The 12759-nt window shown below is 42.8% G+C and carries 8 protein-coding genes; 4 read left to right on the forward strand and 4 right to left on the reverse strand.

From position 1 onward, the window contains the following. Nucleotides 1-210 precede the first annotated feature (210 nt). Nucleotides 211-4728: a CHAT domain-containing protein gene (locus APA_RS03825; protein WP_201320987.1), complete on the forward strand. Its 4518-nt coding sequence runs from the start codon at nucleotides 211-213 to the stop codon at nucleotides 4726-4728. Nucleotides 4729-4910: 182 nt separating this feature from the next. Continuing rightward, nucleotides 4911-6596 (forward strand): ShlB/FhaC/HecB family hemolysin secretion/activation protein, encoded by a 1686-nt coding sequence (locus APA_RS03830; RefSeq protein ID WP_201320988.1) that lies wholly within the window; start codon nucleotides 4911-4913, stop codon nucleotides 6594-6596. 90 nt (nucleotides 6597-6686) lie between these two features. On the opposite strand, the gene APA_RS03835 is transcribed toward APA_RS03830, so the two are convergent. The 3 genes from APA_RS03835 to petB form a co-directional block, all read right to left on the reverse strand. After that, nucleotides 6687-7343 carry a Uma2 family endonuclease gene (locus tag APA_RS03835; protein ID WP_201320989.1) on the reverse strand — a complete coding sequence of 219 codons (657 nt, stop codon included), beginning with the start codon at nucleotides 7341-7343 and terminating at the stop codon, nucleotides 6687-6689. Between the two features lie 210 nt (nucleotides 7344-7553). Further along, nucleotides 7554-8039 carry a cytochrome b6-f complex subunit IV gene (gene petD / locus APA_RS03840; RefSeq protein ID WP_094528536.1) on the reverse strand — a complete coding sequence of 162 codons (486 nt, stop codon included), beginning with the start codon at nucleotides 8037-8039 and terminating at the stop codon, nucleotides 7554-7556. 83 nt (nucleotides 8040-8122) lie between these two features. Further along, complete coding sequence (petB, locus tag APA_RS03845) at nucleotides 8123-8770, reverse strand: cytochrome b6 (protein WP_201320990.1); 648 nt, start codon at nucleotides 8768-8770, stop codon at nucleotides 8123-8125. Nucleotides 8771-8905: 135 nt separating this feature from the next. Here petB and APA_RS03850 point away from each other — a divergent pair, with 135 nt between their 5' ends. Further along, a complete protein-coding gene (locus APA_RS03850) occupies nucleotides 8906-9493 on the forward strand; it encodes a GNAT family N-acetyltransferase (RefSeq protein WP_201320991.1) in 588 nt (195 codons plus the stop codon). Nucleotides 9494-9725: 232 nt separating this feature from the next. Further along, entirely contained in the window at nucleotides 9726-10721 is a 996-nt protein-coding gene (gene ilvC / locus APA_RS03855; RefSeq protein ID WP_201320992.1) for a ketol-acid reductoisomerase, read from the forward strand. Nucleotides 10722-10769: 48 nt separating this feature from the next. Here ilvC and mrdA read toward each other — a convergent pair whose 3' ends face one another. After that, nucleotides 10770-12596 (reverse strand): penicillin-binding protein 2, encoded by a 1827-nt coding sequence (mrdA, locus tag APA_RS03860; RefSeq protein WP_201320993.1) that lies wholly within the window; start codon nucleotides 12594-12596, stop codon nucleotides 10770-10772. Between the last annotated feature and the right edge of the window lie 163 nt (nucleotides 12597-12759).

A 12759-nucleotide genomic window follows, 5' to 3' on the forward strand; every position in this document is an offset into this window, starting at 1 on the left:
CTTTACTGTTTCAGGACTTCATGATAATTTAGTCGGTAAGATAAGTTGTTGGAATTAAACGTAGGATGGGTTAGCGATAACGTAACCCATCATTGACAACTAATTGATGCGTTACGTTTCACTAATGCATCCTACATTTAATCAAGCCTTCCTACTTAGATCTACTTTTTGCTGACAGTAGTTATTAATTTTTCTCTGGTGTGAGTTGAAATGAGAAACAAATTTTGTCTACTTTTGTCAGCGATCGTTTCCTTAAGCATCGCCCATTCTACCCAAGCCCAGATCGCAACTGATGGCACTACGGCTACTCAAGTAAATGGCAATGCGATCGCTCCAACAGGAGCAGGCACGGTCAATGGCAATAATCTTTATCATAGCTTTGGTGAATTTAACGTACCGCAGTCGGGAGTAATCTTTAATACTGGAAACTCTGCGGTCAATGGCGCTGACGTTCGCAACATTATCAATCGGGTTACAGGCGACAACCCCTCTGCGATTTTAGGCACGCTTGAGAGCCGTCAAGCTTTTCCTAATGCTAATCTTTATCTCATGAATCCCAATGGGATTGTATTTGGACAAAATGCCCGTTTAGATATTGGTGGCTCCTTTCATGCGACTACAGGCACTGCTTTGGGCTTCGATAGCGGCACTTTTAATGTTGATAGAAATTCTCTTAGCTTTCCCAATGGTGATCCGAAAACGATTCGCTTTGCGATCGCTCAACCTGCTGGGCTTATCAATCAAGGTAATTTAGCGGTAGATGCTGGTAAATCGATTACTTTTACTGGCGGCAGCATTATCAATACAGGCACATTGACGGCTCCTAGTGGCAATGTTGCTTTAACTTCTGTGGCAGGAAATAGTCTAGTTGAGCTGCGATCTCCTGATGCAGTTTTAGGTCTGCAAGTGACAAACAATGCTATTCCTACTAACTGGAATGGCAAGATTACGGAGTTACCCAAATTAGCGGAGCTACTTACTGGCAAAGTACCAGAAGCCAATCAGGTGGTGGTTAAAGCTGATGGTTCGCTGGCTCTAGTAGCAACTCCTGCGGCTACCGATATTGCGGTGACCAATGGGATGGCGATCGTTTCGGGGCGAGTTGATGTATCTTCTCCAGCATCAAAGGCAGGCAATGTTGGGATTTTTGGTGAAAAAGTAGGATTGGTGAATGCTCAGATTGATGCGTCTGGAGCACTTGGCGGCGGGACAGTTTTAATTGGTGGAAATTTTCAGGGTAATGGCATAGCGCCGAATGCGTTGAGAACTTTTGTAAGTGCGAATTCCAAGATTGATGTTAGTGCGCTTTTGCGTGGAAATGCTGGCACTGCGATCGTTTGGTCTGATCTCAACACCAGATTTCTTGGATCAATTATTGCCAAAGGTGGAACTCTTTCTGGTGATGGAGGACTTGTGGAGGTGTCAGGTAAACAGAACCTTGATTTCAGAGGAACTGTAAATACCTTTGCTCCCAAAGGAAAAATTGGCACATTACTGCTTGATCCGACAGATATTAACATCATCGGTACTGGTGGTTCGTTTACAGGTGGATTGACTGATGTAGATCAATTTAGTGACATCGATCAAGGTGGAAATACACTGGATGTAAATTTCATTAATACTGCATTAGCGAATGTCACTTTACAAGCAACGAATGACATAAATTTTAATACTCCTGTGGCAATTGCTTTGTCTGGTGTCGGATTGACGGCTCAAGCCAACAGAGATATCAATTTTAACGATAGTATTACCACAAATGGTGGAGCAATTAACTTTAGCGCGGGGCGCAATATTACAGGTACGGCTGGAACGGGAAATCTAATTACAAATGCAACTAATGCTGGGGATATCAATCTCACTGCTGGTGGAAATATCAGTGTAAATAGCTTCCAAGCGATTCCTCCGACAAATGGAAATGGCGGCAATGTAATTGTGCAGGCAGGCGGAAACATTCAAACCACAGGGGTTGCCAATATTTTTAACGAAACTATTACAACAAATGTTGGGACTACTTTTAGTGGTAATGCAGGAAATATTTCCCTGACGAGTATAAACGGAGCCATCAACGTTAGTTCTGGGCGAGTTACTGCTACAACTCCTACAGGAAATAGTGGCAACATTACCTTTCAGTCATTTGGCAACATTAAGACAGGTACTAATACTCTAGATTCGGTGAGTTCCTTTGTTGGGACTGGTAATGCAGGAAATATCTCCCTGACGAGTACAAACGGAGCGATCGACGTTAGCTCTGGGCGAGTTGCTTCTTCTGCAACTGATGGTAAGAGCGGTAATATCACATTGCAAGCATTCGGTAATATTATTACTGGAGCAGGAGTATTTCCAAATGCTGCTGTGTCTTCCATTATCGGTTTCGGTGGTACTGGGACTCCTGGCGCGATTTCGATAACTAGTACGAATGGCGCGATCGATACGAGTTTGGGAGATATAGATGCTGGAAATTCAAATATTGGTAATGCTGGTAATGTTTTCTTTCAAGCGGCCAGTAATATTGTTACTTCTAATGTAACCGCTGCAACATTTGATGCTAGTGGCAACGGCGGAAGAATTAGTCTCATCAGTCAATTTGGTTCTATTAACACTACATTAGGACAACTCAATGTGGGAGCTTTAGGCAATGGTGGAAGTATTTTCCTTCAGGCGTTAGGAAATGTCACAACCAGTAATCTTGCAGCAAGTAGTCTTTTACTTGGTAACGCAGGATCTATCTCTGTAACTAGCACTAGTGGAGCGATTAACACGACCCTCGGTAATGTTAGAGCAAGGATCAATGGAGGGAATGGCAATGGAGGTATTATTAATTTTCAAGCATTTGGGGACATCACTACAAATGAAATTTTGGCGACAGGCACATTAGGCGGCGGTACTATCAACCTGACTAGTACAGGTGGCGCGATTAATACAACTACAGGAGATATTAATGCTAGTTCTATCAGTGGCAATGGGGGCAATATCAACTTCAAAGCCCGCAATAGCATTACAACCACTAATCTTAATACCAGTAGCGATCTTGGTGTTGGCGGCAATATTAGCCTCGATCCCATCGGTGACATTGTTCTAACCTCTGCAAATACATCGGGATCGATTCAGGGTGGTAATTTCTTCGCATCCTCAACAGGCGGAAGTATCAGGGTTACTGGCTTTGTGTCTAGTGTATTTGCCGCTTGTGCAGGATCGAGTATTTGTTCTGCTAGCAATAGCGGTGGCACAGGCGGTCAGATATTTCTGAGTCATGGTGGACTTAACCCATTTGTGATTGGCAATTCTAGTACTAATGGAACCGCAGGTATCGTTACTACAGGATCTTCCACCTTAGCTCTAGGAAGCATTATTCCCGTCGGCACAAGTATTTTTGCGCAAGGCAATATTCTTGTCGCGCCATCAGGTAACACAATATTTACCCCACCAAAGATTTTAGTCAAGGTAAATACTGTTGATATAGAGAAGAACGATTTGCTCGCAATCAGAGATGTGATGAAAAAAGAGGTCGATCGCTTCTTAAAAGAAGAAAAATTAGACAAAGCTTTTGAGGCGATCGAAAAAGCCTATATCTCTGAGTTAGGGATTTTCTTGGGGGAACCTCTCAAGCTGCCAACTTTAACCATCAACCAAGCCCAAGATATATTAAGCGATGTCTCAAAGCGATCTGGAAGTCCCTCTGTGTTGATCTATCCGATTATGCTGAACGATCGCATCGAGATTCTGGTCATTCCGCCTAAGGAACTTGGCAAACCCTTTCATCGCTATACCAACTATGCTAACGAAGAGGAAATCATTACAGTTTTGACGGATTATCGAGCCAGCCTCCGCGATACAAGCTCTCTGGACTATTTAGAACAGGCGCGAAAGCTTTATGACTGGGTGATGCGTCCGATTGATACTCAACTGCAAGCACTAAAAATTGAAACAGTTGTATTTGTGATGGACTCTGGCTTACGAGTGATCCCTCCTGCGGCTCTTCATGACGGTAAACAGTTTTTAGTAGAGCGCTATGCTTCGGCAAATATTCCCGCATTACGGGTGACTAGACTAGAAGAGCGCGATCGCAAAAACACGCGGGTTTTAGCAATGGGTCTGACAGAGGCAAGAGAAGGCTTGAGTGCATTGCCAGCCGTGGAAGTGGAAATTAGAACGATTACTACTCAGGTGTTAGCTGGGACTACGTTTTTAGACCGAGACTTTACAGTCAATAATCTTCAATCGCAACGTGGTAAAGAGAAATATGGAATTCTCCATTTAGGAACGCATGGAAAATTCTTGCAAGATCGATCTAATGAGTCGTTTATTCAGTTTTGGAATGGGAAGCTACGATCCAGCCAAATCCCTAGTCTAAGATTTGATCAACCTGTGATCGATATGCTGACCTTAAGTGCTTGTGAAACTGCTGTTGGCAACAATCTTGGTATCAGTGGCTTGGCGGTTGAGTCAGGGGCTAGAAGTATTCTTGCATCTCTGTGGACAGTATCGGATGCGGGGACAGCGCCTTTGATGATTAGTTTTTACAAGGCTTTCCCTGATGCGCTGAGTAAGGCTACGGCTCTAAGAAAAGCACAGCTTGATTTGATAAATGGGAAAGTCAAGATTGTGAATAATCAAATTGTCGGGGTTGAAGGTTTAGCTGCGATCGCATTGCCAAAGGGAACTGGAAATGTCGATATCAGCCACCCTTTCTTTTGGTCATCTTTTATTTTGGTGGGTAATTGGCTATGACTTATCATCGCTTTGCGATCAAACCTGAACAAAGTTTTTTATGATCGTAAATTGCTGTAATTGTTGTGTATAGTAATGCGATCGCAATCTTTGGGCTACAAGATTCGTGTAATTTATCAATTTGAGGTGTGAGGGTGAGTCAAAATTTGAACCGTCTAATCAAAGCAAGCAGCAAGATTATTATGATCTTGCTACCAAGCCTACTGCTCATTGGATTGCCTAGCGAGGCTCAACAAGTCCCCTCATCTTTCCCATTAACTCGCCCACCAGAAGCTTTATCCCCAAAGCTACCCGTTAAACCACAGACTCCAATCCTCACATCCCCTTCAACAAGTCCACAAGACAATCCATCACCCCCTTCTGTAAATGAAGTCTTAATTCCAGTCAAGCGAATTGATGTTTTGGGAAGTTCAATTCTCACATCAGTAGAAATTGAAACACTTGTGTCGCCGTTACAAAATAAATCGGTTACGCTCAGCCAATTGCAGGAAGTTGCCGATAAAATTACGCAAATCTATCAAGATCGAAACTATATTACTTCTCGTGCTGTCCTTACGCCGCAAGATATTAAAGATGGTGTGGTCACAATTCAAGTTAGAGAAGGAGCTTTGGAGCGAGTTGATGTCAAGAGATCGGGAGATGTAATTGGCAGGTTAAATGATAGCTATATCCGCGATCGCATCCTGCAAGCAGCATCAACGCCTCTAAACTTTACTTATTTGGAAGACGCACTTCAGCTATTGCGATCTGATCCTTTAATTGGGGACATTCGAGCTAATTTAACTACTGGCAGCCAGCAAAATCAGAGCATTTTGCAAATTACGTTTAGCGAAGCAAAGTCTCTGAGCATCCGTCCATTTTTTGATAACTATGGCAATACTTCCACAGGGATCTATCGCGCTGGCGTGAATTTGCAAGAACTTAACACGACAGGTATTGGGGACTCGACTTTTGTTGGCTATACCCGCTCTGGCAGCTCAGATGTTTATCAACTGAATTATCAATACCCGATTAATCCTAAAGGTGGAACCCTAGTCTTTAACTTTTCTGCAGGTCAAAACCCGATTACTGAGAAGCCTTTCGATAGCTTGAATATTCTCACAGATTCGCAAACCTATGAGTTAGCATACCGTCAACCATTATTGCGATCGCCCCGTGAAGAGTTTGCCCTTGGCGGCAGTATTGCTTTTGAGAATAGTGGCTCCTATTTTGGTAATCGATCATTTAATTTTCAAAATTTCAAGTTTGATGATGGGCGATCGCAGTCCAGAGTTTTACGATTTAGCCAAGATTATTTAAACCGCGATCCAGATGGTGCTTGGGTATTGCGTTCCACCCTAAATCTGGGTCTAAATATTCTCGGAGCAACGATTCGCAATGATGGTTCGCCTGATGGTAGGTTTTTCTATTGGATTGGTCAAGTTTTGAGGGTGCAACGTCTTGGTAATGATAAAGATACCTTGGCTTTCTTTCGCTTCAATATGCAGTTTTCGGGAGATCAGTTGCTGTCTCTTAATCGGTTTAGTATTGGTGGTTATCAATCTATTCGCGGCTATCGCCAAAATCAACTGGCCGGCGATAGCGGGCTTCAGGCTTCAGTAGAGTTCCAATTTCCCGTGGCACGAGATGAAGAAGGAGTATCTATTGTGAAGCTATTACCTTTTGTGGAAGCTGGCACAATTTGGAATTCTTCAGGTGTAAATTCGACAACTCAGTCATTGTTTGGTCTGGGCTTAGGTGCAATCTATCAACCACTTCGCAATCTAGTTCTGCGTCTTGACTATGGAATTCCTTTAGTAAATGTCTCTAACTCAGGCAATAATTTGCAAGATTCAGGACTTTACTTCTCTGTAAACGCAAATTTTTAAAACCCAAAAAGAAGGGTAGAAGAAGCGCTACCCTTCTTTTTGGAACCAGTTTTTGTGGCGCGACTTCGCCGCGCCACAAAAACTGGTTCTTTATGAGTTTATCTGTTGTCTTATCCATTTCCTAAACTCACGGATCAATTTGTTGTCATCATTGGATACTGACTGTTGCAAAAATCGATTAAGAATCTCACTAGAAACCATCGGGAATGCAAAACTGAAATCGTTTTCCAAATATGCGTCGCCTTGCAATTTATAGATGCGGATACTTGAATCGCTATATTTCCATATTTCTGGTACATCTAGATCTCTATAAATTGCAAATCTACGATCGCTAGGACTAGTAATATCAACTTCAACGACCAAATCAGGAGGTGGATCGATCTCAAGGTCAATTTCACGACCACTAATGCGATCGCTGTTTTGAATATAAAAACAACAGTCTGGCTCTACACCTACAGCTAAGTCTTCTCGATTTAGTCTTGTCGAGCCAAATCCCCGAATGCCTAAATCTAATTCTTCTGTTAGTGCAATAACTATTCTCTCTAGGATGTAGTTGATGGTTTCATGCAATCCCAAAGGCATTTGTATTTCTAAAACTCCGTGATAATAAGCTAAATGAATAGATCGCTGGTCGCCCATATCAGTCAGCATGGCTTGGTAGGTTTGCCAACTAATATTTGGCAGTACAGCGTTATTAGCTGGTGCTGCTGCAATTTCTGGTTTGGATATGATGGATGTAATAGTCATAGCGGTTTGCTACTACGATTTCATTAAGGTTGATGAAAATTTGAGATGCGTTATATAACTTTTAGCACAAAACTACAAAATGGCTCTCTGAATTAAATATATCTGTAGCCAAACCAAGAGAGAGTTGCGGCGCAATTCTCTCTTGGTTTTTATCTAAAAAAGGGTTTCGAGCATTGCTCGAAACCCTTTTTGTTTAGATTAATGTGATGCTTAGAACAAGCCTAAAGTCAAAGACTTGTCAATTGGCATTGTGGAGCCAATTCCTAACCAAAGAGTAACAGCAGTACCAAACAAGAATACAGCCATCGCTACAGGACGACGGAAAGGATTTTGAAACTTGTTTACATTCTCAATGAAAGGAATGAGAATCAAACCGACAGGAATCAAACTTTGTAGCAATACTCCTAACAATTTATTAGGAACAATCCGCAAAATTTGGAATGCAGGATATAAGAACCACTCTGGCAAAATTTCCAAAGGAGTTGCGAATGGGTTTGCGGGTTCGCCGACCATCGTGGGGTCAAGCACAGCCAAACCAGTAATCAAAGCGATCGTGCCAGTAATTACAACTGGGAACATGTACAACAGGTCATTTGGCCAAGCTGGTTCGCCGTAGTAGTTGTGACCCATGTTCTTTTCCAACTTTGCACGCAAAATTGGATCATTTAAATCGGGGAGCTTCTCAGTCTTTGCCATTTTATTGCTCTATATTATTGCGTTATAATTTTCTAAAATTATCTAATAGGAAAATCCCATAAGTGTTTCTAGGATAAGAAACCTTACAAAGGACCAGAAATACCTTGCTTACGGATCATCAAGAAGTGAGCAAGCATGAATACCGCAATCAGCCAAGGCAATACAAAGGTGTGTAAGCTGTAAAAACGGGTAAGAGTTGGTTGACCAACGCTTTGACCACCGCGCAATAGTTCAACTAATGTTCCACCAACAACAGGAATTGCATCAGGTACGCCAGATACGATCTTAACTGCCCAGTATCCTACTTGATCCCAAGGTAAGGAGTAGCCTGTTACACCAAAGGTAACAGTGATTACAGCAAGGATTACGCCAGTGATCCAAGTCAATTCGCGGGGCTTTTTGAAACCGCCTGTTAAATACACGCGGAAAACGTGCAAGATCATCATCAATACCATCATGCTTGCCGACCAACGGTGGACTGAGCGGATCAACCAACCGAAGTTAACGTCGGTCATAATGTAGCGCACTGAGTCAAATGCTTCGGTTACGGATGGCTTGTAATAAAAGGTCATCGCGAAACCTGTCGCGAACTGAATCAGGAAGCAGGTGAGGGTGATGCCACCAAGACAGTAAAAAATATTGACGTGAGGGGGAACGTACTTACTAGTAATGTCCTCAGCGAGCGCCCCGACTTCAAGGCGATCGTTAAACCAATCGTAAACTTTACTCATGTAATTGAAAGACCCAAGATTGCTGAACTATTTAACAATTTTTTGATAGCTGTAATATATTTTAATGCTTTTGACAGATGTAAGCAAACTCAAACATAGTTTTTTAACAGGTTTTTAAAAATATATATAACAATTATGAACGATTTACCTGATAAATCTACCGACAAGGATAGCGATCGCGATCGCCCCGAAAGCAGTAGCATCTCCATTCGCGAGATGAATATCGATGATATTGCACCGATTTTTCATTTAGGAGAGCAATTATTTACTAGCGATCTCTATCCATATCTCTATCGCACATGGGACGAGTGGGAGGTGATCGGCATGTATAACACTGACTCAGAGTATTGCTTAGTTGCCGAAGTTGATGAGCAACTAGCAGGATTTATTCTTGGCACAATTATCATTAAGGCTTCATGGAAATATGGATACATTACTTGGCTAGGAATTAGCCCAAATTTTCAGCGTCGGGGTATCGCAGATCGCCTAGTCGATAAAATCGTTGAGCGGATGATCGAGGACAATGTAAGGTTTATGCTCGTTGATACCGATCCTGCAAATACGCCAGCGATTAATTTCTTTACCCGCAAAGGTTTTGGTAATGCCAGAGAACATGTTTTCTTGTCGCTAAATCTCGCCAAACACGAATATTACGGCAGACTAATTAATTACGAACGCGATAAAGCAGATCGCAATCGTCCTCGCCTTCGGCGGCGCACTTAGAGACAGCAAAGCAATAAATGATCCAAATAAAGCCCAAAATTATTGTGGTGGGCAAAGCCCGCCGCAATAATTTTGGATTTTATTATTCTAAATAGGTCTCTTAAAGATATTTAAAGAGTTGTGGCGATTTTTGTTAGACTAGGAAAAGTGTTTGAAGGCAATTGACAATAAATCTTCCAAACTACATCAAAAAACTACTCACCCCATCTTTTGTCTCGGAGATAACCACACTATGGCTCGGATGTACTACGACACGGACGCAAATCTTGAATTTCTAGCAGGTAAGACAGTTGCAATTATCGGCTACGGTTCTCAGGGTCACGCCCATGCCCTTAACCTAAAAGAAAGCGGCGTGGATGTCATCGTGGGGTTATATCAAGGCAGTCCCTCATGGCAAAAAGCCGAATCTGAAGGTCTAACTGTCAAGACTGTTGCAGACGCATCATCTGCTGCTGACCTAATTATGATTTTATTGCCTGACGAAACGCAAAAAGCAATCTATGCTACCGAAATCGCTCCAAACCTTAAAGCTGGTAATACCCTAGCCTTTGCCCATGGTTTTAATATTCACTTCGGGCAAGTTGTGCCTCCTGCGGATGTCGATGTGATCATGGTCGCTCCTAAAGGTCCTGGACACTTGGTTCGTCGCACCTATACCCAAGGTCAAGGCGTTCCTGCTTTGTTCGCTGTGTATCAAGATGCCACTGGACAAGCACGCGATCGCGCGATGGCATATGCCAAAGGTATCGGCGGTACACGCGGCGGCGTTCTCGAAACGACTTTCCGTGAAGAAACTGAAACCGATCTATTCGGCGAACAAGCTGTACTTTGTGGCGGCTTGTGTGCGCTGATCAAGGCAGGTTTTGAAACCCTTGTAGAAGCTGGCTATCAGCCCGAACTCGCCTACTTTGAGTGCCTACATGAAGTAAAGCTGATTGTGGACTTGGTGGTTGAAGGCGGTATGTCGAATATGCGTTACAGCATCTCGAACACTGCTGAATATGGCGATTACACCCGTGGTCCTCGCGTGGTGAATGAGCAGACTAAGATTGAAATGAAGAAAATTCTTTCGGAAATTCAATCTGGACAATTTGCTCGTGAGTTTGTCCTTGAAAACCAAGCTGGTAAACCAGGCTTTACAGCAATGCGTCGTCAAGAAGCAGAGCATCAAATCGAATCTGTCGGTAAAGACCTCCGCGCTATGTTTAGTTGGTTGAAGAAGATCTAGTCTCATCGGTTAAACAAAAAAAGCGGCACAAAGTGCCGCTTTTTTTGTTTAATTAGTCTCCGCAGGAATTGGCGGATTATAGGGTGAGTTGGGCTTATTTTTGATTTGCATATAAGCCTCAATCGTCTGTACAGCCAAAGGAGCAGCGATCGCACTGCCACCACCACCACCTGCGTTCTCTGCAAAAACTGTCACCACAATTTCTGGCTTCTCATAGGGGGCGTACAGCGTAAACCATGCATGGTTGGGGCGGGGAGGGTCTTGAGCAGTGCCAGACTTACCTGCCATAGAAATTTCCAATGAATTTAGAGACGAGGCAGTACCGAACTCAAACACAGATTTTAAAGCCTTTTGCAATGCTGCCAAATTTGATGGCGATATATTCAGAGATTGTCGCCATTCCCTTGCATCATTATCGTCCAATAGCAAATGGGGTCTAATTTTAAATCCGCCATTAGCAACAGCAGCAGTCATCATCGAAACTTGAACAAGATTAGCCTGCACATCACCCTGTCCAATCGACATATTCAGAGTATTGCCGACATACCAAGGTTCGCCAATTACCCGCTTTTTCCATTCTTCGTCAGGAACTGTACCTTTGGTTTCTTCCTCTTTTATTTCAATGCCTGAATATTCACCATAACCAAATTTATGCGACCACGCGGCAAGGTCTTTCTCACCCACACGCATACCTACCTGTCCAAAGAAAGTATTGCTGCTGTATGCCATCGCCTCATAAAAACCAATTGTGCCAAACCCCGCTTTGTTGTGATCCCAAAATTGAAAACCACCCACATCAAGATAGGGGTAGGTCGCAAGGACATCATTTATACCAAATTTGTTGGTTTCTAAACCTGCGGTCATGGTTACGACCTTAAATGTACTAGCGGGCGGATATACCTGCAAGACTCGATTTACAAAAGGATGGTCTTTTTCTTGTAAGCGTTTCCAAGTTGCGTCAGAAATCTTGCCCGAAAACAGATTTGGATCAAAGGCGGGATGACTAACCATGGCGAGTATTTCCCCATTATTAGGATTCATCGCGATAATCCCGCCTTGCTGCTCGCCTAAAATTTTCTCAACTGCTTTTTCTAAATCTACGTCAATTGTCATTTTGACGGCGTTACCCGCTTTAGGTGGTTTTTGACCTAAAATTCGCAGTACCTTGCCAAAAGCATCGACTTCTACCTGTTGTCCGCCCCATTCGCCACGTAGATGATTTTCAAAGGCATATTCCACACCTGCTTTACCAATCACATCCCCAGGGCGATAACCTTTTTCGCGTAATTTGGGTAACTCTTCGGCAGTTAGTTCTCCTGTATAGCCCAGCACATGAGCTGCGACATCACCATTGGGGTAATAACGCACTGCTTCAGCCTCAACTTTTACCCCTGGTAATTCAAGGCTATGCTCGGAGAGAACAGTTACAAGTTTTGGACTAATCGATGTAGAAATTCGGACTAGGCTCGGTGAGTTATAGCCTTCCTGTTCAAGCTTATCGGTAATTGTCTGTGCCGAAACGCCAATTAACCCAGCTAAACGATTAATAATTGGTTGCCATTTGTCTTTAGATTGAGCGATCGGCCATAGGTAAACTACATGCGCTAAGCGGCTTGAAGCAAGAATATTACCTTTGCGATCAAATAGTCTCCCCCTCTCTGGAGGTTTCGCAATTAATCTGATCCGATTATTCTCGGCAAGTTGTTGATTTCGATCGCCTTCAATCAGTTGCAAGTAAAAAAGTCGTCCGCCTAAAATCCCAATTAACACTAATACACTTAGCAAAAATAAAATAGCCGCCCGCATCCCTTTTCCCATCGTGCGAGTGTTTTCGGTGGGATTAAAAGGAGAAATTTTTCGCTGCGTAAAAGTCATATTGATTAGGTAAAGATTTTTAAGGAAGATTTTTTCGCTAGAATATATAGATAAATCTATTGTATGGCGATCGTGAATTTAATTAATTCCATTGCATGTTTAGTGAATATTTTTGCTATTCACAAAGCACAAAAGCAAGCTACAGCCGTCTTTCAGAGGAGTT

The sequence above is a fragment of the Pseudanabaena sp. lw0831 genome, assembly GCF_016584665.1.
GTDB lineage: Bacteria > Cyanobacteriota > Cyanobacteriia > Pseudanabaenales > Pseudanabaenaceae > Pseudanabaena.